The organism is Streptomyces sp. NPDC002536 (assembly GCF_053594995.1).
The window spans coordinates 17,507-38,159 of the sequence record NZ_JBSFWU010000078.1 but is presented as its reverse complement, the minus strand read 5'-3'; the positions used below and the strand labels follow the sequence as shown (position 1 = coordinate 38,159).

At 71.4% G+C, this 20,653-nt stretch carries 18 protein-coding genes; 4 read left to right on the top strand and 14 right to left on the bottom strand.

All coding sequences use genetic code 11. From position 1 onward, the window contains the following. The 4 genes from ACWD4B_RS25225 to nsdA all read right to left on the bottom strand — a co-directional run. On the bottom strand, positions 1–1,097 hold a 1,097-nt coding region (locus tag ACWD4B_RS25225), incomplete at its 3' end, for a [protein-PII] uridylyltransferase family protein (RefSeq protein WP_451422875.1). Next, the gene (locus ACWD4B_RS25220) at positions 1,087–1,425 is read right to left on the bottom strand and encodes a P-II family nitrogen regulator (RefSeq protein WP_451422874.1); all 339 of its coding nucleotides are present in this window, start codon (positions 1,423–1,425) and stop codon (positions 1,087–1,089) included. The genes ACWD4B_RS25220 and ACWD4B_RS25225, both read right to left, overlap by 11 nt. Next, on the bottom strand, positions 1,422–2,708 hold the full coding sequence (locus ACWD4B_RS25215; RefSeq protein ID WP_451422873.1) for an ammonium transporter: 1,287 nt from the start codon (positions 2,706–2,708) through the stop codon (positions 1,422–1,424). Before ACWD4B_RS25215 ends, ACWD4B_RS25220 begins: the two co-directional genes overlap by 4 nt. 316 nt (positions 2,709–3,024) lie before the next feature. Next, positions 3,025–4,542: a transcriptional repressor NsdA gene (gene nsdA, locus ACWD4B_RS25210; protein WP_451422872.1), complete on the bottom strand. Its 1,518-nt coding sequence runs from the start codon at positions 4,540–4,542 to the stop codon at positions 3,025–3,027. A gap of 508 nt (positions 4,543–5,050) precedes the next feature. Here nsdA and ACWD4B_RS25205 point away from each other — a divergent pair. Next, positions 5,051–5,725, top strand: coding sequence for a bifunctional DNA primase/polymerase (locus ACWD4B_RS25205; RefSeq protein WP_451422871.1), 675 nt, complete (start codon positions 5,051–5,053; stop codon positions 5,723–5,725). 133 nt (positions 5,726–5,858) lie between these two features. Here the strand turns inward: ACWD4B_RS25205 and ftsY are convergent, their stop codons facing one another. Beyond that, positions 5,859–7,106 carry a signal recognition particle-docking protein FtsY gene (ftsY, locus tag ACWD4B_RS25200; protein WP_451422870.1) on the bottom strand — a complete coding sequence of 416 codons (1,248 nt, stop codon included), beginning with the start codon at positions 7,104–7,106 and terminating at the stop codon, positions 5,859–5,861. Between the two features lie 276 nt (positions 7,107–7,382). Here ftsY and ACWD4B_RS25195 point away from each other — a divergent pair, with 276 nt between their 5' ends. Further along, on the top strand, positions 7,383–8,858 hold the full coding sequence (locus tag ACWD4B_RS25195; RefSeq protein WP_451422869.1) for a purine-cytosine permease family protein: 1,476 nt from the start codon (positions 7,383–7,385) through the stop codon (positions 8,856–8,858). 407 nt (positions 8,859–9,265) lie between these two features. Here the strand turns inward: ACWD4B_RS25195 and ACWD4B_RS25190 are convergent, their stop codons facing one another. The 4 genes from ACWD4B_RS25190 to ACWD4B_RS25175 form a co-directional block, all read right to left on the bottom strand. Continuing rightward, complete coding sequence (locus tag ACWD4B_RS25190; protein ID WP_451422868.1) at positions 9,266–10,687, bottom strand: sugar porter family MFS transporter; 1,422 nt, start codon at positions 10,685–10,687, stop codon at positions 9,266–9,268. A 194-nt stretch (positions 10,688–10,881) separates the two neighbouring features. Next, positions 10,882–14,442, bottom strand: coding sequence for a chromosome segregation protein SMC (smc, locus tag ACWD4B_RS25185; RefSeq protein ID WP_451422867.1), 3,561 nt, complete (start codon positions 14,440–14,442; stop codon positions 10,882–10,884). Positions 14,443–14,643: 201 nt separating this feature from the next. Next, a complete protein-coding gene (locus ACWD4B_RS25180) occupies positions 14,644–14,850 on the bottom strand; it encodes a hypothetical protein (protein ID WP_030369319.1) in 207 nt (68 codons plus the stop codon). A gap of 389 nt (positions 14,851–15,239) precedes the next feature. Further along, the gene (locus ACWD4B_RS25175; protein WP_336416272.1) at positions 15,240–15,521 is read right to left on the bottom strand and encodes an acylphosphatase; all 282 of its coding nucleotides are present in this window, start codon (positions 15,519–15,521) and stop codon (positions 15,240–15,242) included. 132 nt (positions 15,522–15,653) lie between these two features. On the opposite strand from ACWD4B_RS25175, the gene ACWD4B_RS25170 reads away from it, so the two are divergent. Continuing rightward, entirely contained in the window at positions 15,654–16,763 is a 1,110-nt protein-coding gene (locus tag ACWD4B_RS25170; RefSeq protein ID WP_451422866.1) for a CAP domain-containing protein, read from the top strand. A 52-nt stretch (positions 16,764–16,815) separates the two neighbouring features. On the opposite strand, the gene ACWD4B_RS25165 is transcribed toward ACWD4B_RS25170, so the two are convergent. After that, positions 16,816–17,403 carry a flavodoxin family protein gene (locus ACWD4B_RS25165; protein WP_390776721.1) on the bottom strand — a complete coding sequence of 196 codons (588 nt, stop codon included), beginning with the start codon at positions 17,401–17,403 and terminating at the stop codon, positions 16,816–16,818. 138 nt (positions 17,404–17,541) lie between these two features. Between ACWD4B_RS25165 and ACWD4B_RS25160 the strand changes: the two genes are divergently transcribed. Continuing rightward, on the top strand, positions 17,542–17,925 hold the full coding sequence (locus tag ACWD4B_RS25160; protein WP_336416274.1) for a helix-turn-helix domain-containing protein: 384 nt from the start codon (positions 17,542–17,544) through the stop codon (positions 17,923–17,925). 45 nt (positions 17,926–17,970) lie between these two features. On the opposite strand, the gene mutM is transcribed toward ACWD4B_RS25160, so the two are convergent. The 4 genes from mutM to ACWD4B_RS25140 form a co-directional block, all read right to left on the bottom strand. Continuing rightward, the gene (gene mutM / locus ACWD4B_RS25155) at positions 17,971–18,837 is read right to left on the bottom strand and encodes a bifunctional DNA-formamidopyrimidine glycosylase/DNA-(apurinic or apyrimidinic site) lyase (protein WP_451422865.1); all 867 of its coding nucleotides are present in this window, start codon (positions 18,835–18,837) and stop codon (positions 17,971–17,973) included. 97 nt (positions 18,838–18,934) lie between these two features. After that, the gene (rnc, locus tag ACWD4B_RS25150; protein ID WP_451422864.1) at positions 18,935–19,753 is read right to left on the bottom strand and encodes a ribonuclease III; all 819 of its coding nucleotides are present in this window, start codon (positions 19,751–19,753) and stop codon (positions 18,935–18,937) included. A 19-nt stretch (positions 19,754–19,772) separates the two neighbouring features. Beyond that, complete coding sequence (gene rpmF / locus ACWD4B_RS25145) at positions 19,773–19,946, bottom strand: 50S ribosomal protein L32 (protein WP_015657589.1); 174 nt, start codon at positions 19,944–19,946, stop codon at positions 19,773–19,775. 2 nt (positions 19,947–19,948) lie between these two features. Continuing rightward, the gene (locus ACWD4B_RS25140) at positions 19,949–20,539 is read right to left on the bottom strand and encodes a YceD family protein (RefSeq protein ID WP_451422863.1); all 591 of its coding nucleotides are present in this window, start codon (positions 20,537–20,539) and stop codon (positions 19,949–19,951) included. Positions 20,540–20,653: the final 114 nt, after the last annotated feature.

The following is a 20,653-nucleotide window of genomic DNA, read 5'->3' as shown; positions in this document are numbered from 1 at the left end:
GCGCGCTCGCCGGGGAACCCGAACTGCTGATCATGGACGAGCCGATGGCCGGCGTGGACCTCGCCAACCAGGGCGGGGCGCGCGGTACGGGCGAGCACCGCCTCGCCCTCCTGCTCGACGACGCCCTCGGCGAGCGGGATCCGCTCGGGCTCCACGAAGCCGCCCCGGCCCCCGCGGCCGCCGAGGATGCGCCGCAGCCGGGCCCGTCCGGAGCGGGCGCGCAGCACCCGGCCGACCTCGCGCCAGGTGACGTCGGCTGCGTACGAGACGGTGCGGGCCGCCTCATAGACGCGGCGCAGCAGGGCGTCCGCGTCGGGCAGGCCGAGGGCCGTGGCGACCTGGTGCTGTTCCTGGAGGGTGAGCCGGTCGGAGGCGCGGCCGGTGGCCAGGTGGAGGGCGTCGCGGGTGTCGAGGAGCAGGGTGCGGGCCTCCTCCAGGCCCTCGCGCGGAGCGTCGGCGAGCCAGGAGGCGGCGACCGCGCGCAGGGCGGTGGCGTCGCGCAGCCCGCCGCGGGCCTCCTTCAGGTCGGGCTCCAGCAGGAAGCGCAGCTCGCCCTGGCGCCGGGCACGCTCCTCGCACATCTCGCGCAGCTCCGGCAGCCGGCCGGGGGCCTGGGCGCGCCAGTCCTCGTAGGCCGTGGTGCGCAGGGCGGCGGTCAGAGCGGGGTCCCCGGCGAGGTGCCGGGCGTCGAGCAGGCCGAGGTGGACCTTGAGGTCGGAGGCGGCGGTCTTGCGGGCCTCGGCGGGGGTGCGGACGGAGTGGTCGAGGGCGAGGCCCATGTCCCAGACGGGGTACCAGACGCGGTCGGCCAGGGCGGCCGTCGCGGTGGCGTCGGCCGTGCCGTCGTGGAGGAGCAGCACGTCCAGGTCGCTGCGCGGGGAGAGCTCCCCGCGCCCGTAGCCCCCGACGGCGACGAGGGCGACGCCCCGGGTGCGGCCCAGCAGCCCGCCGAGCCAGCCGTCGGTGAGCCGGGCGAGCTCGGCCCGCAGCCGGGGCCCGGCGTGCGCCTCCTCGTGCAGGAGGCGCAGCCGGGCGGCCGCGTAGCCGCCGCCTTCGTCGGTGTCCGTCACCGTGGGCTCCCTGGGTTCAGAGCGCATCCGGGCCGCGCTCGTCGGTGCGGACGCGGACGACCGTCTCGACGGGGACGACCCACACCTTGCCGTCACCGATCTTGCCGGTCCGGGCGGCCTTGACGATCTCGTCGACGACCCGCTCCACATCGACATCGTCGACGAGTACCTCTATGCGCGTCTTGGGCAGCAGGTCCACTTGGTACTCCGCGCCGCGGTAGACCTCGGTGTGCCCGCGCTGCCGGCCGTAGCCCTGGGCGTCGGTGACGGTCAGGCCGTGGACCCCGTACGCCTGCAGGGCCTCCTTGACCGCCTCCACCTGGAAGGGCTTGACGACTGCGGTGATGAGCTTCATACATCGACCTTCTTGCTGTTCGGGGCCGGGGGCTGCTGGTCGGCGGCGGACGGGGCGGCGGTGCGCTGCGCCGGGGCGCCGCCGACCGCGCTGAAGTCGTAGGCGGTCTCGGCGTGCAGGGCCTGGTCGAGGCCGCTGACCTCGTCGTCCTCGCTCGCCCGGAAGCCGACGAGCTTGTCGACGAGCTTGGCCAGGAGCCAGGAGACGGTGAAGGAGTAGGCGAGCACCGAGAACGCCCCGACCGCCTGGCGGCCGAGCTGGACGGCACCGCCCACGCCGTTCACGGCGAGGACGCCGACGAGCAGGGTGCCGATGACGCCGCCGACGAGGTGGACGCCGACGACGTCGAGCGAGTCGTCGAAGCCGAGCTTGAACTTGAGGCCGACGGCCCAGGAGCAGACGGCCCCGGCGACGACGCCGATGAGCAGGGCGCCGAAGGCGTTGACGGCGGCACCGGAGGGGGTGATGGCGACGAGGCCGGCGACGGCCCCGGAGGCCGCGCCCAGGGTGGTGAAGGCGCCGTGCTTGATGCGCTCGTAGACCAGCCAGCCGAGCATGGCCGCACCCGTGGCGACCTGGGTGTTGAACGCCATATTGGCGGCGGTGCCGTTGGCGGCGAGGGCGGAGCCTGCGTTGAAGCCGAACCAGCCGAACCACAGCAGTCCCGCGCCCAGCATCACCAGGGGGAGGCTGTGGGGGCGCATGGGGTCCTTGGTGAAGCCGATGCGCTTGCCGACGACGAGGACGGCGGCCAGGCCGCCGATGCCCGCGTTGATGTGGACGGCGGTGCCGCCCGCGAAGTCGATGACCTTGAGCTGGGCCAGCCAGCCGTCGGGCTGCCAGACCCAGTGCGCGATCGGGAAGTAGACGACCGTCACCCACAGGGCGATGAACAGGGCCCAGGCGCTGAACTTCACGCGGTCCGCGAGGGCGCCGCTCATCAGGGCGGGGGTGATGACGGCGAACATCAGCTGGAAGAACGCGAAGGCGAGGACCGGGATGCCGTCCTTGCCGTTGGTCAGCGTCTCGGGGCTGATGCCCTTCAGCCCGATGTGGTCGAAGTTGCCCAGAAGCCCTGCGCCGAGATCGTCCCCGAAGGCGAGCGAATAGCCGTAGAGGACCCACAGCACGCTGACGATGCCGAGCGAGATGAAGGACATCATGAGCATGTTGAGGGCGCTCTTCACCCGCACCATGCCGCCGTAGAAGAAGGCCAGGCCCGGCGTCATCAGCATCACGAGCGCGGCACTGATCAGTACGAATGCGGTATCTGCGCCATTCAAGTCGGTGTCTCCTCGATAGCCACGGCCCTGACCCCCGTGCGGGCCGTCGTTCCCCGGGCCGGTGTCGCGTCAGGCTCGCGCAGCACCGTTTCAGCCGATGCCGCAGGTTGTTTCGCGCCAGTGACGAACACATCGCCCGTGTTACGCCCGGGTGAATTGCCCGGAGCCCGGCCGGAATTGCCGCTACCCTCCGCCGGACCGCCCCGGCGACCATGCAAACCGACCGCGACGACCACCCGGTATGACCTGGCGTGGGGGAGCCGAGTCGGGCTGTACGGGAGGGTCGTCGCGGCCGGGTCCGAGGGGCCGGAGGGCGTCAGACCGCCTGGGCGGCTTCCACCGAGTCCGGCAGGTGAAGGGCGAGTTGGTCGGTGAGCTCACGGACTTCGGACACCCCGCCGAAATCACGCACGGCGGAATCCACGGTCTTGCGCAGGCGGTTGTTCACCCGCTCCGAGCGGACCTGCTTGGCGATCCTGAGGGCCTGGCCGGCCAGGAGCGTGGACTCCTCCGGCTCGCGCTCCATCAGGTGCACGGTGGCCATGCCGATCAGATTGAGCGCATACGACCGTTGGTGCTCGGGGTCCTGGGAGAACAGCTCGACGGCCCGCTCCATCTTGGGCCGGGCCAGCGAGGCGTACGTCGGGCTGCGGCCCGCCACATAGGCGAGATCGCGGAAGGAGTGGGCGTTCTCCGCGTTGAGCTCGGCCTCGGAGAAGAAGCGGATCCAGTCGGGATCCCCGTCGGCGGGCAGGCAGTCGGCGAAGCAGTCCTCCGCCATGGTGACCGCGCGCTTGCACTTGGCCGGCTGCCCCATGCTGGCGTAGGCCCGCGCCTCCATGGCGTAGAGCATGGCCTGGGTGCGCGGGGTGGCCGTCTCCCGCGAGCCGTACTGGCCGAGGTGGATCAGCTCCAACGCATCGTCGGGGCGGCCGAGATGGATCATCTGGCGGCTCATGTTGGAGAGGATGTACGAACCGAGCGGGCGGTCCCCGGCCTCCTTCGCGGCGTGCAGCGCCAGGACGAAGTATTTCTGCGCCGTCGGGTGCAGGCCGACGTCGTAGCTCATCCAGCCCGCCAGCTCGGCCAGTTCGGCGGCGACCTTGAACAGGCGCCTGGCAGTGGCCTCCGCCTGGGGCTCCTGGAGCAGGTCCGTCACCTCGTGGAGCTGCCCGACCACGGCCTTGCGGCGCAGGCCGCCACCGCACTGGGCGTCCCACTGACGGAACATCTTCGTCGTGGACTCCAGCAGCTCCAGCTCCGGTTTGGAGAGCCGGGTGCCGCGCCGGGAGCGCTCCTGCGCGGCCGCTCCCTCGGACCGCTCCTCCCGGCTCGACGGGCCGGGGACCAGCCAGCGCTGCATCGGCTCGATGAGGGCGGGACCCGCGGAGAGGGCGAGCGAGGTGCCGAGGAATCCCCGCCGGGCCAGCATCAGATCGCTGCGGGAGAACTCGCTGAGGAGCTCGACCGTCTGCCGGCCGGCCCAGGGCATGTCCACCCCGCCGACGGAGGGCGACTGATGCGCGGCGCGCAGCCCGATGTCCTCGATGCCGACCACGCAGCCGAAGCGCTCCGAGAACAGCTCGGAGAGGATCTTCGGGATCGGCTCGCGCGGCTGCTCGCCGTCCAGCCAGCGACGCACACGGGAGGTGTCCGTGCTGATGTGATGGGCACCCAACTGGCGGGCCCGGCGGTTCACTTGCCGGGCCAGCTCGCCCTTCGACCAGCCGCTCCGCAGGAACCAGGAGTTCAGCTGCTCGTTCGGACGCTTCTCGGACCGCTCCTGCCGATCGGCCCTGCCGGCTCCATCGGCACCGCTGACGTTGCCGCCCACTGGAATGCCCCCATCCCGAAAGTCTGCTCTGTGCGCGCCGCCGCGCGAACCGCCAACAGCATGCCGCCTGTTGCGGCGGCCTGTCCGGCGATGCGCGGGCGCCGCCGGGAACGACGGGAAGCGTCACATGCCTCCGGCATACCCACTGCTGGGCGCATCTCCCGGGGTTCTTGCACCGAAAGTAATCCTACGATCACCGATCAGGCGAGTGCAGTCCAGCAAACGCCACCATTCGCCACCCCAACGAATGAACTGCTGTGCCACCGGCCGCGATTGACTTGACATCCGGCAACCCCGGAAAGGATCAAGGGAGTCGGTGAGCCGCCGGCCGCGCCGCCGGGCGGCGGCGGCCGGACGACGGGTGGATCGGTGCACAGGGCGGCGCGCACCGCGCTCCGCACCACCTCTCGCGCACCGTCGCGCCGCCCCGGAGACGAGGTCCGCGACCGTACGTGTCCGAGACACTCCGACACGTAACCAACCGCGAAACAGACCCGTTGGAGGGGGCATGGGCTTCACAATCGGCGGCATCCGGGATCTGCGCTCGGGCTCTCGGCGCCGAGGCCGCGCGTCCGACACCGCGACCACGGTCGCGGAGTACACCGGCCTGTGGGGGTGGGACGTGGCGCCGGGCGCCCGCGCCGCGCGCGGCGGCCGCGTGAGCTGCTCCTGCGGCGCCGCCGGCTGCCCCGCCCCCGGGGCCCACCCGCTCTCCTTCGCCCCACCCGTCCCGGCCGGCTCCACGCTGGACGAGGCGGCGGCCGCCTGGGCCGAGGTGCCGGGAGCGGCCGTGCTGCTGCCGGTGGGGCGCTCGTTCGACGTCCTGGAGGTCAGCGAGGCGGCCGGGCGGCACGCGCTGGCCCGTCTCGAGCGGATGGGGCTCCCGCTCGGGCCCGTCGCCCTCACCCCGCACGGCCGCGCCCTGTTCTTCGTCGCGCCGGGCGCCGCCGTGCAACTCCCCCAGCTGCTCTACCGGATGGGCTGGGACGACACCCGGCTCGACCTGCGCGGCCTGGGCCCCGGCGACCACATCACCGCCCCGCCCTCGGACTTCGCCGGCCTCGGCCCGATGCGCTGGCTCCGCCCACCCGCCCTCGACACGGCGGACCGCCCCCCGGAGGCGAGGCTGCTGCTGGGCACGCTGGCGTACGTGTCGCATAGGTCGGGCGGCGGCGCCCCGTAAGGGGCGCGGGGAACTGCGCGACAAGCCACGACGCACCCGCAGATGACGTACTGCCCGGGACGGCACCCACGGCAAAGGGCCCCTCCGCCCTTGCGGAGAGGCCCTTCCTTCACGCCCGTGGAGATCGCGACGTTCAGTCGCCGATCAGCGCATCGACGAACGCCTCCGGCTCGAACGGCGCCAGGTCGTCCGCGCCCTCGCCCAGACCCACCAGCTTCACCGGCACGCCCAGCTCGCGCTGGACGGCGACGACGATGCCGCCCTTGGCGGTGCCGTCCAGCTTGGTGAGGACGATGCCCGTGATGTTCACGACCTCGGCGAACACCCGGGCCTGCACCAGGCCGTTCTGGCCGGTGGTGGCGTCCAGGACCAGCAGGACCTCGTCCACCGAGCCGTGCTTCTCGACGACCCGCTTGACCTTGCCCAGCTCGTCCATGAGGCCGGTCTTGGTGTGCAGCCGGCCCGCGGTGTCGATCAGGACGACGTCCGCGTTCTCGGCGATGCCCTCCTTGACCGCATCGAAGGCGACCGACGCCGGGTCGCCGCCCTCGGGGCCGCGGACGGTGCGGGCGCCGACGCGCTCGCCCCAGGTCTGCAGCTGCTCGGCCGCGGCGGCGCGGAAGGTGTCGGCGGCGCCCAGCACGACGGACTTTCCGTCGGCCACCAGCACCCGGGCGAGCTTGCCCGTGGTGGTGGTCTTGCCGGTGCCGTTGACGCCGACGACCATGACGACGCCGGGCTTCTCCTCGCCGTTCACGCCGACACCGGGCTCGGTGTGGACGCTGCGGTCGAAGTCGGTGCCGATGAGCGTGAGCAGCTCCTCGCGGAGCAGGGTGCGCAGTTCCTCGGGGGTGCGGGTGCCGAGCACCTTGACGCGCTCGCGCAGCCGCTCGACCAGTTCCTGCGTGGGCGCGACACCCACGTCGGCGGTGAGCAGGGTGTCCTCGATCTCCTCCCAGGTGTCCTCGTCGAGGTGCTCCCGGGAGAGCAGGGTCAGCAGACCCTTGCCCAGGGAGTTCTGCGAGCGCGAGAGGCGCGCGCGCAGCCGGACGAGGCGGCCGGCGGTGGGCTCGGGGACCTCCACGGCGGGCTCGGCCGGAGCGGAGGCCTCGGCCGCGGCCTCCGGCTCGACGACCGGCGCCTCCTCCACCGGGGCCTCGGCGGCCTCCGGCAGTTCCACCTCTTCGATGGTGCGGCGCGCTTCCTCGCGCGGGGCTTCGGCCTCCTCGCCGACGTGGGGCTCGGCGGGCGGCGCGGTGACGGACGGGCTGCTCGGCGGCGCCGGGGGCAGCTGCTTCTTCTTGCGGCTGCTCACCACGAGCCCGCTGATCGCGCCGAGCGCGACCACAGCGATGACTACGGCAAGGATGACGAATTCCATAACGCCCCCAGTATCGGACACCGGGGCGGCATGCCGGTGCCGCCTCGTCGGCCCCGGATTTTCGCGGTGCGATCGCCGGGTCTTTGTGGTTTACCACGAGGACCAATGGCACTATCCGGCCAAAGTTGGAGCAAAGTACGATGGCGTGCACCTACGTGACGCGCGTAGAGTCCGCAAAGACCTTTTCTGGTCAGAGGCCTTGGCGGGCCTGAACGGCTCGCCGACACCCCTTGAGGCCTCCCGCCCCCGCATCACCTGCACGGAGCCCCCATCCCCATGGCCCCCACCACGGACAGCGCCGTCCGCACGGACGGCGCTCTGCTGGACGATGTGTCCACCACTGCAGCCGCCGACTCCGAAGGCGCGATAGAAACCCGCGGCATCGAGCCCGTACCGGACCACGAGCGGCACGGCCGGGTCCGGGAGCTCTTCCCGACCTGGGTCGCCGCCAACATCAGCGTGCTGCTGCTCACCATGGGCGCCGCCCTGGTGGTCTTCAACAAGCTCAACTTCTGGCAGGTCCTGATCGTCGCCGGATGCGCGGCCCTCGCGTCCTTCGGCATGGTCGGCGTGCTGTCGGTCTCCGGGAAGTGGGGCGGCGCGCCGGGCGCGATGCTCTCCCGCGCGACGTTCGGCGTGCGCGGCAACCTCTTCCCGGGTGCGATCCTCTGGGTCGCCCGGTTCGGCTGGGAGACGATCAACGCGGTCACCGGTGCGTACGCCGTACTGACCGTGCTCGACCTGCTGTTCGGGATCAAGAGCAACAGCGTGCTGATCGTGATCACGCTGTTCGTTTTCGTTGCCTGCACGTTCCTCGTGAGCGGCATGGGCCGGAAGGCCCTCAACGTCTGCAACAAGTGGTCGACTTACCTCTTCGGCGTCTTCAGCGTGCTCGTGCTCGGGTACCTCGTCGTGCACATCAAGTGGCACGACGTCTTCTCGAAGCCGGCCGGTTCGACCGCGATGATGATCGCCGGTATCGGCACGATCGCGGCGGGCGGCATCAGCTGGGTGCCCACCGGGCCCGACTTCGCGCGCTACCTTCCGCACTCCGCGTCCGGCAAGAAGATCGTCGGTGCGACGGTCTCCGGTGCCGGTGTGGTGATGGTGCCGATGGTGCTCATGGGTGCCGTGATGGCCGTGGCCGCGCCGGGGCTCGCCGAGGCGCCGGACCCGGTGTCCTTCCTCGGTGACATCCTGCCGACGTGGCTGGCCGTGCCGTACCTGATCACGGCGATCGTGGGCATGCTGCTGATCAACTCGCTGTCGATGTACTCGGCCGGTTTCACCGCCCAGACGATGGGCGTCAAGCTGCCGCGTGCGATGGCCGTGAGCATCAACGCCGCCATCTCGCTGGTGGGCGGTCTGATGCTGATGCTGGTCGCGAAGAGCTTCCTGAGCTCGTTCATCACCTTCCTGATCCTGCTGGCCGTCTCGTTCTCGGCGTGGATCGGTGTCTACGCGGTCGACATGGCGCGGCGCCGGGTGCAGGCCGTGCGGTACGACGCGGAGGGGCTGATGGACACCAGCCCGTCGAGCCGGTACTGGTACGCGGGCGGCTTCTGCTGGCAGGCCATGACGGCGTGGGCGGTGGCGCTGGTCGCCGGTCTCTGCTTCACGCAGTGCGCGTGGTTCAGCGGGCCGCTGTCCGGGACGTTCGTGGGCAAGTACGGGCTGGGCTGGGCCGCGACGATCGTGATCTCGGCTGTGCTGATGGCGGTGCTTCCCGCTCCCCGGGAGCAGGAGAAGTAAGCCCTCGCTCTCGACGTCGAACGGCCCCCTGCGTTTCGCAGGGGGCCGTTTTGCGTGCGTGGGTCGGGGGCGGGGCGGGGACGGGCCCTTCCGGGGACTGAACTTTTCGTGACGGTCCGTTCCACGCGGGGCGCCCCGCCCTTTCGTCCCAAAAAGTTTTTACGTCCCTCTCCAGGGCCCGTCCCCGCCCCACCCCCTCGCGTCCGTACGACGCCGTACGACGCCGACGGCGGCCCGCCCCCGCAGGAGACCCGAGCCTGCGGTGCGGAGCAACGGGTGGAGCGGGAGGGTGACACACGCACGCCACGACGGCGGGCAGTCGGACACGGACCCCTGCCCCGGCAAACGCAAAGGCGCTGACCCGAAGTCGGGTCAGCGCCTCGCAGAGGAGTGGGCGGCGGGGTAGGTCAGCCCATCTCCTCCAACGCCTTGCCCTTCGTCTCCTTCACGAACTTCATCACGAAGGGAATGGAGAGCACGGCGAAGACCGCGTAGATGATGTACGCACCCGAGAGGTTCCAGTCCGCGAGGCTCGGGAAGCTGGCCGTGATGGCCCAGTTGGCGACCCACTGAGCCGAGGCGGCGACGCCCAGGGCCGCGGCGCGGATGCGGTTGGGGAACATCTCGCCGAGGAAGACCCAGACCACGACGCCCCAGGAGAGCGCGAAGAAGAGCACGAACGCGTGGGCCGCGATGAGGGCCACGGTGCCCTGGCCGGTCGGCAGGGTGCCGTCCGCGGACTTGGAGGCGAAGGCCCAGGCCTCAAGGGCGAGGGAGACGGCCATGCCGACGGAGCCGACGAGGGCGAGCGGCTTGCGGCCGATGCGGTCGACGAGGACCATCGCGATCACGGTGCCGACGATGTTGATGATCGACGTGGTGAAGCTGTAGAAGAACGAGCTCTCGGGGTTGACGCCCACCGACTGCCACAGCGTCGAGGAGTAGTAGAACGCGACGTTGATGCCGACGAACTGCTGGAAGACCGAGAGGCCGATGCCGACCCAGACGATCGGGAGCAGGCCGAAGCGGCCGCCGAGCAGGTCCTTGAAGGTGGACTTCTGCTCGTTGTGCATCGCGTGCTCGATCTCGGCGACGCGTGCGTCGAGGTCGGTGCTCTTGCCCTCGACCTCGGCCAGGACGGTCTTGGCCTTGTCGAGCTTGCCGACCGAGATCAGGAAGCGGGGGGACTCGGGGATGGCGAAGGAGAGCAGGCCGTAGAGGACGGCCGGGACCACCATGACGCCGAGCATGAGCTGCCAGGCCTCGATGCCGAGGAGGTGGCCGCGCTGGTCGCCGCCCGCGGCGTTGAGGATGCCCCAGTTGACGAGCTGCGAGATGGCGATGCCGACGACGATCGCGGCCTGCTGGAACGAGCCGAGACGGCCGCGGTAGGCCGGCGGGGAGACCTCGGCGATGTAGGCCGGGCCGATGACCGAGGCCATGCCGATGGCTATGCCGCCGAGGACGCGCCACAGGGCGAGGTCCCACAGGGCGAACGGCAGGGCCGAGCCGACGGCGCTGACGGTGAACAGGGCCGCGGAGATCTGCATCACACGGATGCGGCCGATGCGGTCCGCGACGCGGCCGGCCGTGGCGGCGCCGATCGCGCAGCCGATCAGCGCGATCGCGATGACCTGGGCGAGCGCGGCGGAGCCGATGTCGTACTTGTGGCGGATGCCCTCGACGGCGCCGTTGATCACGGAGCTGTCGTAACCGAAGAGGAAGCCGCCCATGGCCGCGGCCGCGGTGATGAAGATGACGTGGCCGAGGTGGTCCGGCTGGGCCTTGCGGCCCTCGGACCCCTTCGCTGCCGTCGCTGTGCTGGTCAACGTGTACTCCTGGGGCACCCCGGCCACACTGCCGGGGGTGGGGGGCGGCCTTTCCGGTGGAAGATCAAAAGACCACCACGTGAAGGCGTAAGCAACGTGGGAGACCCTATGCCTTCATTTCTCTAAGTCAAGAGAATGTGATGAAGATGTTTCCCCCCGTTTGCCGGGGAGTTGAGTTCAAGTAGTGAAGTTGATCAACGAAGGCGTTGGCTGATGACCTTCGAAACGCCGTCGCCCTGCATCGACACCCCGTAGAGCGCGTCCGCGACCTCCATCGTCCGCTTCTGGTGAGTGATCACGATCAGCTGCGAGCTCTCCTGCAGCTCTTTCATGATCCCGATCAGCCGCTGGAGATTGGTGTCGTCCAGCGCCGCCTCGACCTCGTCCATCACGTAGAACGGGCTCGGGCGGGCCTTGAAGATCGCCACGAGCAGCGCCACCGCCGTGAGGGAGCGCTCGCCGCCCGAGAGCAGGGACAGGCGCTTGACCTTCTTGCCCGGCGGGCGGGCCTCCACGTCGACGCCGGTCGCCAGCATGTCGTCCGGGTCGGTGAGGATCAGGCGCCCCTCGCCGCCGGGGAAGAGCCGGGAGAAGACGCCCTCGAACTCGCGGGCCGTGTCCCGGTAGGCCGCCGTGAAGACCTCCTCGACACGCTTGTCGACGTCCTTCACCACCTGGAGGAGGTCGGCGCGGGTCTTCTTGAGGTCCTCCAGCTGCTCCGAGAGGAAGTTGTGCCGCTCCTCCAGGGCCGCGAACTCCTCCAGCGCGAGCGGATTGACCTTGCCGAGCTGCTGGTACGCCCGTTCCGCCGCCTTGAGGCGCTTCTCCTGTTCCGCCCTGACGAACGGCACCGGCTGGTTGCGGGGATGCTCCGGGTCCTCGGGCAGCGTCTCGCCCTCGGCCGGCGGCGAGGGCGGCACGGGCTGGTCGGGACCGTACTCGGCGACCAGGCCCGCGGGCTCGACGCCGAGCTCCTCCAGAGCCTTGGCCTCCAGCTGCTCGATCCGCATCCGCTTCTCCGCGCCCAGCACCTCGCCCTTGTGGACCGAGTCCGTCAGCTTGTCCAGCTCGGTCTTGAGCTCGCGTGCGGCATTGCGCCCGGCGACCAGTTCGCGCTCGCGCTCCGCCTTGGCGGCCTCGGCCGACTGCCGCTCCTCGTCGGCGCGCACCAGCGAGACCTCCACATGGGCCAGCAGCTGCCGGGCCCCGGCCGCCACCGCCCCGGCCACCTCCGCCTCGTGGCGCAGCCGGGCACGGCGCTGTTCCGCCCGCGCCCGCGCCTCCCGTTCGGCACGCGCCGCGCGGTCGAGCCCGTCCGCCCGGCCCGCGAGCGCCTTGACGCGCTCCTCGTGGGTACGGACCTGCAGCCGCGCCTCCATCTCCGTCTGCCGGGCGTTGGCGCCGTCGGCCGCGAGCCGGTCGCGGGCGGCGGTGTCGGGGTCGTCCGTGCCGTCGTCGTCCGCGAGCTCCTCGGCGGCCGCCAGCCGCTCCGCCAGTTCCGCGGCCTCCTCGGCGGCGCGCGCCAGTGCCTCCTGTGCGCGCGCGACGGCCGCGGCGCTGCGTTCGGCCTCGCCCTCCGCGGCGCGGGCCTGCCCGGCGAGGCGGCCCAGGTCCTGGGCGACCTTCGACTTCGCGCGGTCGGCCGTGCTGCGGGAGGCCGCCAGCTCCTCGACGAGGGCTGCGGTCCGTGTTCTGTTCTCTTCCGCTGCGCGCTGAGCCGTGCTCAACTCCGCGCATTCCTTCTCGAGTTCGGCAAGTTCTGCCGTCGCCTCGTCGACGGCCGCCTGCACCTCCAGCAGGCTCGGCGCTCCGCCGGAGCCGCCCTGCGCGAAGTGCGCGCCCAGCACGTCGCCTTCGGCGGTGACGGCGGTCAGGTCGGGGCGCGCGGCGACCAGGTTCTCGGCGTCCTCCAGGGTGTCGACGACGACCGTACGGCCCAGCAGGCGCCGGACCGCAGGCCGCAACTCCTCGGGGGCGCGGACGAGTTCGGACGCCATCCGGAATCCGGCGGCGGGGGCTGCGGGGGGCTCGTCCGGTGCTCCCGCGAGGAGCAGCGCCGCGCGTCCCGCGTCCTCCTTCTTCAGCAGGCGCAGCGCCTCCGCCGCGGCCGCCGGGCCGGTGACGGCGACGGCGTCCGCGGCCGCGCCGAGCGCCGCGGCGACGGGGAGTTCGCTGCCGGGGGCGACGGCGAGGAGTTCCGCCGCCGGGCCGAGGAGCCCGGACAAACGTTCCTTCGCCGTCAGGAGCGCGCCCGTGCCGTCCTTGCGGCGCAGGCCCAGGGCCAGTGCGTCGCGGCGGGCCGTGATCGCCGCGCGGCGCCGCCCGGCCTCGCCCGCCGCCTCGCGGGCCGCGTCCAGGGCGGACTCGGCGGCGGCCAGCTCCGCCCTGGCCCGGTCGTGGCGGGCGGCCAGGTCCGCGTCGCCGACGTCGGCCCCGTCGGCCTCGGCCTGCTGCTGCTCGTACTCCTCGCGCGCGCTCGCGGCCCGCTCGTACGCCTCGTCGCGGGCGGCGGTCAGGCGGACGGACTCGGCCTCGGCGGACGCCGCCCGGCCGCGGGCGGCGGTGACCCGGCCGTGCAGCCGGGCGAGCTGTTCGCGGCGGTCGGCGACGGCGCGAGCCGCGTCGCGCAGCCTGCGCTCCTCCTCCGCCAGGCGCTGCTCCAGCTCGGCGCGGTGCCGGGCGGTGTCCTCCAGGGCCCGCCCGGCCGCCTCCAGCGCGGCCTCGAGCTCGGCCTCCTGCTCGCGGATGCGCGCCGCCTCGCGCTCCAGGTCCTCCGGGTCGCGGCCGCGCCGCTCCTCCGCGGGGGCCGCGGTGGCGCTGGTGACGCGGGCATCGGCGAGCCCGATGGTCCCACGGACGCGCTCGGCGAGCCGGGAGAGCTCGTACCAGGTCTGCTGGGCGCGTGCGAGGCGCGGCGTGAGTTCGCGGACCTGCTCCTCCAGCTCGGCCTCGCGCCGGGCCGCCTCCTGCAACTGCTGCTCGGCGGCGTCCTTGCGGGTCTTGAGCGCCGCCTCGTCGGCGATCTCGGAGCTCAGCGCCTCGCGCAGGGCGACCAGGTCGTCGGCAAGCAGCCGCAGCCGGGCGTCGCGCAGGTCGGCCTGGATCACGGCGGCCCGGCGGGCCACGGCGGCCTGCCGGCCGAGCGGCTTGAGCTGCCTGCGCAGTTCGTCGGTCAGGTCCTGGACGCGCGCGAGATTGGCCCGCATCGCGTCGAGCTTGCGCAGCGCCTTCTCCTTGCGCTTGCGGTGCTTGAGGACGCCGGCCGCCTCCTCGATGAAGGCGCGACGGCCGAGCGGGTCGGCGTGCAGGACGGAGTCGAGCTGACCCTGGCCGACGATGACGTGCATCTCGCGGCCGATGCCGGAGTCGGAGAGCAGCTCCTGGATGTCGAGCAGACGGCAGGTGTCGCCGTTGATCTGGTACTCGCTGCCGCCGTTGCGGAACATCGTCCGCGTGATGGTGACCTCGGCGTACTCGATGGGCAGGGCACCGTCGGAGTTGTCGATGGTCAGGGAGACCTCGGCGCGGCCCAGCGGCGGGCGGCCGGTGGTCCCGGCGAAGATGACGTCCTCCATCTTGCCGCCGCGCAGCGACTTGGCGCCCTGCTCGCCCATGACCCAGGAGAGTGCATCGACGACATTGGACTTACCCGAACCATTGGGGCCCACGACACAGGTGATGCCGGGTTCGAAGCGCAGGGTCGTCGCGGAGGCGAAGGATTTGAACCCGCGCAGGGTAAGGCTCTTGAGGTGCACGCAGCAGGACTCTACCGTTCATCTCGGTTTCACCCCGGAAGGTGCCGGGCACATCCTGAACGTAAGGGGGCTGCGGAGGAAAACGGCAGGGCGCCGAAGATACGACGGATACGACGAAGGGACGCCGGAGCGTCCCTTGCAGAATCTAAGCGGCTGACTGAACAGTGCAGCCCGACCAGGCCCCCGGGGCAGGGCGTACGGTCAGGCGAGCGCAGGCTCCGCCTTGGATACGTCGATGCTGTCGAGCAGCGAGTCACCGTGGTGAGCGGCGGCAGACAGCGCGTCGTTCTCGGCCTGCATCCGGATGAGCTCGGATTCCAGGTCCTGGACTCGCTGCTGAAGCCGTCGCATCTCGGCGAGGACTCGGGGGTCGGAGCCGCCGACGTAACCGAGAAGCGCCTTTGCCATGATGGATGGTCCTCCACACTGAGTGACCGACCTAAGCGGTGTGGGTCGTGAGGGATTCGCACCCGCGGTGTCTGCCATCGCTACTGCGGTGTTTCAATGCCAAACAGCTAAGGTGCGCGGGGCTTCCAGAGTCTCACCAAAAGGTTTGACGGTCAACACGATCACACCCCGTATCCGCAGGCGTCCCAGGGGTGGCGGGGGGTAATCCGCGCCGCTGTCCGCACCCGGGGCCCGAGGGGTGTGGAGATCATCCGTTGGAAGGCAGCCTTGCACGCCGCCGCCGAGTTGGCAACCACCAGGCAATTCCCGTGGGACGAATATGCCAAAGGCATATTAATGGAATGTCCGACGCCCCGGCGCGGCCTGCATCCGGGACGTCGGGCGAGAGGTCAGCGCATCTCGAATCCGTCATAACCGCCGCGCGGGACACCCCAGATCTCCGTGACGCCGTCCACCCGGCCGGGCGTGTCGCCGTCGCGCAGCCAGTCGAGCAATTGTTCGCAATGGGTGCGGGGCCCCTCGGCGACCACCTGCACCCGTCCGTCGGCGAGGTTCGAGGCGAAGCCGATCAGGTCACCGATTGCCAAGGCATTGGCCCGAGTGAACCAACGAAAGCCAACACCCTGCACATGACCACGGACCCACGCCGTGAGACGGACATTCTCGTTCATGTCTGCACGCTAACTGGCCAATTGCATACGAAGCACTTCGGCCCCGCACCACGTGCCGTACAGTCGCGGCTCTATAAGGCTCCCCCGTACGAGTGACGCACTTTCACGCCGAGCACACAAGGAAGGCAGCGGATGGGTCGCCATCGACGCTCTGCCCCCCTCACCGCTGACGAAGCGGCAGCGATTGCCCGGAAAGCGAGGGCTCCCCGGACGAGAGAGCGGCCCGGGCCGCTCGGCCCCGGAGAGGACCCTTCGGAAGCGACCACTCAACCCATCCCCGTCATCCCCGACGACGCCGACGCCGGCCGTCACCGCAACGCCCGGCGCCCCGGGCGGGCCAAGGGCCTCAAGGCGCGGGTCGGCGCCCCCGCCGCCCGGCGGGCCGGTCTGCTCGGCGCGTCCGCGGCCGTGGCCATGGGTGCCGCGGCCATGATCTCCGGGCTGCTGCCGACCGGGGGCCTCTCCACCCAGGACACCGGGGGCACCAGCGCCGCCGGCACCACCGGGCAGGTACGGGCGGACCAGCCGCAGCCCGGCACGCCCAGCCAGCGCTCCCGGCCGGCCGCACCGGGCGGCGGGCGCGAGGAACACCGGGCGCGGGCGCAGCCGGCGGCGGAGCAGGAACGGCAGCAGGCCGCGGACCGCGGGACCGCCGAGGACGCCCGCGCCGGCCGCGGGGCCGAGCGGGCACACGGGCCGGACTCCCCCATGGCGGCCGCCGGGCCCGGGCAGCCGGATCCGTACGGGGGCTCCGTCCACACCTCCGCGTCGGTGCACACGGCCACCGGCGCGGGCGTCGCCTCGGCGGGTGCCGGCGCGGCCGTGGAGGACTCCGCACATCTGCACGGGAAGCTGGCCGACCCCCACAGCGCGGCGGCGCACCTGGTCCTGTCCCTGGTCAACGAGGAACGGGCGAAGGCGGGTTGCAAGCCGCTGCGGGCGGACGGCAAACTCAACGGCCTGGCCCAGTCGTTCAGTGACGACATGGCCCGGCGGGACTTCTTCGACCACACCGACCCCGACGGCAGGACGCCGTGGGACCGCGCCGCACGACGCGGCGTCAAGAACCTCGGCGGCGAGAACATCGCCCGCGGGCATCCGGACGCCCATGCGGTGATGAACGCGTGGATGCAGAGCGCCGGGCACCGACAGAACATCCTCAACTGCGAGTACAAACGGCTGGGTGTGGGGGTGCACATGGGGGACAACGGCCCTTGGTGGACGCAGGACTTCGGGTACTAGGCCCATACATCCAGGGGAGCGCCGGGCGGGCCGCCCGGCGCTCCTCGGCGTGTCAGGCCACCGCCACGCGACCCGCCGCGAAGATGCGCGCCTGCTCCGTTATGCGCCGGCCCAGGTGCTGCGCGGTCTCGATGTCCGCCTGGTGGACGGCCTCCGCACCCTGGTCGTTGTTGGACTGGGCCGCGGCACCGAGGAAGAAGCCCAGGCGGTTGAGGTCGTTCTCGGAGGCCGTGGAGGCGTTCCAGCCCGGGAACAGGTTGAGGCTCACCCAGCTCATGCCGTGCTGGGCCGCGAGCAGCGAGAAGAACTGCAGGGTGTGCAGCTTGTCGCCGCTCTTGGAGGCGGAGTTGGTGAAACCGGCGGCCAGCTTGTCCTGCCAGGCCCGGGTCGCCCAGCGCTTGGAGCTCGCCTCGGCGAAGACGTGGAAGGCGCCGGAGGCGGTGCCCATGTAGGTGGGCGAGCCGAAGACGATCGCGTCGGAGGCGTCGAGCAGCTCCCACTGCGCCTCGGTGATCTCGTCGACCTTGATCAGGTGAACGGTCGCACCGGACGCGGCGGCGCCGGAGCGGACGGCCTCGGCGAGGACCGCGGTGTGGCCGAAGCCGGAGTGGTAGGCGATGGAGACGACGGGCGTGGTCAGGGCAGACACGGCAGATACCTCTCGGAGACGCGAGTGGGGGGAGGCACGCACCGCAGGCGGTGCGATGCAGAAAGGAAAGCACTAACTTTTAGAAAGCGCAATCTGTCGGTGGGCGCTGTGCCGGAGTAGGGTGTGTCCATGGATCAGGATCAGGACCAGCTGCCGTTCGACGTCTTCGCGCGGAACTGCCCCTCCCGCGACACCCTGGGCCATGTCACCGGACGGTGGGGCGCCCTCACCCTCGGCGCACTGCGCGAGGACACGCTGCGCTTCAACGAACTGCGCCGACGCGTCGAGGGCGTCAGCGAGAAGATGCTGTCCCAGACCCTGCAGGCCCTGGAGCGGGACGGGCTCGTGCACCGGGAGGCGCAGCCGGTGAATCCGCCGCGCGTGGACTATGGGCTGACGCCGCTCGGGCGTGAAGTCGCCGAGCGGCTGCTGGGGTTGATCGAGTTGCTGGAGAACCGCATGCCGGATGTGCTTGCCGCACGGGATGCCTATGACGTGGAGCGGCAACCGTAGGTATCTGCGGGTCCGTTGTGGCTGGTCGCGCAGTTCCCCGCGCCCCTACGGGGCTCGCGGCGACCTCTGGCAACGCGGGCAGAAGTAGCTGGAGCGGTTCATCCACGGGCGGCGGCGGATGGCGGTGCCGCAGCGGCGGCACGGTTCGTCCTCGCGCCCGTAGGCGTCCAACGACCGGTCGAAATAGCCGGATTGGCCGTTCACGTTGACGTAGAGGCTGTCGAAGCTGGTGCCGCCGGCCGCGAGGGCCTCGTTCATGACCTCGCGGATATGGGTGAGCAGTTCGGCGGTCCGCGGGCGGGTCAGGCCCCCGGTCGGGCGCTCGTAGTGCAGCCGCGTGCGCCAGAGCGCCTCGTCCGCGTAGATGTTGCCGACGCCGCTGATCAGCGACTGGTCGAGCAGGGCCCGCTTGACGGTCGTGCGGCGCCCGCGCAGCGCCGTGTGGAACGCGGCGTCGTCGAAGGCCGGGTCCAGGGGGTCGCGGGCGATGTGCGCGATGACGTCCGGGAGGCCGTCGGGGTCGCCGGGGACGGTGTCGTGCAGGGAGAGCCCGCCGAAGGTGCGCTGGTCGACGAAGCGCAGTTCGGTGCCCTCGGTGTCGGCGAAGCGGATGCGGATGCGCAGGTGCTTCTCGTCGGGGGCGTCCGGCGGCTGCACCAGCAACTGGCCGCTCATGCCGAGGTGGGCGAGGACCGCCCGGCTCCCGTCCCCCACCGGCAGCCACAAGTACTTGCCGCGCCGCCGGGCCGCACCGAGCCGCTGCCCGGTCAACTGCGTGCCGAAATCGGCCGGTCCGGCCAGGTGGCGGCGGACGGCCCGCGGGTGCAGCACCTCGACGGCGGCGACCGTGCGGCCGCTGGCCCAGCGCTCCAGGCCACGGCGGACGACCTCGACCTCGGGCAGCTCGGGCATGGGTGCGCTCCTCCAGGCCGCCGCCCCCCGGCGGCGGAAAGACGAAGACCGGTTCGCAGCACCGGAGTCGGTGCCGCGAACCGGCCGGCGGTTCGTGCTACGCGCTCTGCTGCGCGTCGCCGGCGGATTCCGCCGACGGGGAGCCGCCTTCCTTGGCGGCGGCGATACGCTCTTCCGCCGCCTTGTGGATGGCGCGCCAGGCGGATTCCGCCGCCTGCTGCTCCGCTTCCTTCTTGCTGCGGCCGGTGCCGGTGCCGTACGCGACACCACCGACGCGGGCAGCAGCCGTGAAGGTCTTCTCGTGGTCCGGACCGGTCTCCGTGACCAGGTACTCCGGCACACCGAGGCCCTCGGTGGCCGTGAGCTCCTGGAGGCTGGTCTTCCAGTCCAGGCCGGCGCCGAGGTTCGAGGACTTCTCGATCAGCGGGTCGAAGAGCCGGTGCACCAGCTCCGAAGCGGCGTCCAGACCCTGGTCCAGATACACCGCGCCGATGACCGCTTCGAGGGTGTCCGCGAGGATCGAGGCCTTGTCCCGGCCGCCCGTGCCCTCTTCACCGCGGCCGAGCCGGATGAAGGAGCCCAGCTCCAGACCCCGGCCGACCTCGGCCAGCGCCCGGGAGTTGACCACCGCGGCCCGCAGCTTGGCCAGTTGGCCCTCTGGCAGGTCGGGGTGGATCCGGTACAGGGTGTCCGTGACCACCAGGCCGAGAACGGAGTCCCCGAGGAACTCCAGCCGCTCGTTGGTGGGCAGGCCGCCGTTCTCGTAGGCATAGGACCGGTGCGTCAGTGCACGCACCAGAAGGGCGGTCTCGAGTGTGTACCCGAGCCGCCCTTCCAGAAGCGTGTGAGACGAGGCCGCGTCCGCCTGAGGCGCCCCATTCCCGCGACTGCGGGATGGCGTAGTGGCGTCTGACATGGAGCCTGTCACCCGCCGATCAGACCTCGAGGACCTGGCGCTTGTTGTAGGTGCCGCAGCTCGGGCACGCGATGTGCTGCTGCTTCGGCTCGTGGCAGCGCTCGCACGCCACCAGGGGGGTGACCGCAGCCTTCCACTGCGACCGGCGGTGGCGCGTGTTGCTGCGCGACATCTTCCGCTTCGGAACAGCCACGGCTACTTCTCCTGTGAGTCATCCCCGTTGGAACGGGGGGCGTTGTCCTTCTCGCCGTCCTGGTCGGAACCGGCGAGTCCCTGCAGTGCCGCCCAACGGATGTCGACGGTCTCGTGGTGGTGGTCCGGGTCGTCCGCCAGCCGCGCTCCGCACTCGGAGCACAGGCCGGGGCAGTCGTCCTGGCACACCGGCTGCAGCGGCAGTGCGAGCACCACCGCATCCCGCAGCACGGGCTCGAGGTCGAGCAAGTCGTCCTCGAGGAAGAGCGTGTCCTCTTCGTCTTCCTCGTCGTCGGTGGCCGCGAGGCGGCCCCGCTCGTCGAGGTCGGGGTAGGAGTACATCTCCTGGAAGTCCACGTCGAGCTCCTGCTCAAGCGGCTCCAGACACCTTACGCACTCCCCGGTCAGCGGTGCACGGGCGGTGCCTGTGACAAGCACCCCTTCCATGACCGATTCCAGCCGGAGGTCAAGCTCAACGGTCGCACCCTCGGCCACCCCGATGACCTCGATACCGAGATCCTTGGGGGCGGGGACGGAGCGGGAGAGCCGCTTCAGCGCACCGGGACGCCGGCCCAGCTCGCGTGTGTCGAACACGAGAGGGTTGCGGTGATCAAGGCGGGCGTTCAGGGCTTCCTGCTTTCTACGCGGGTGAGGCCGCACCCCGCGCGGAACGCCGAGGGCAGCCTGGATCGCGGATGCATGCGCGAC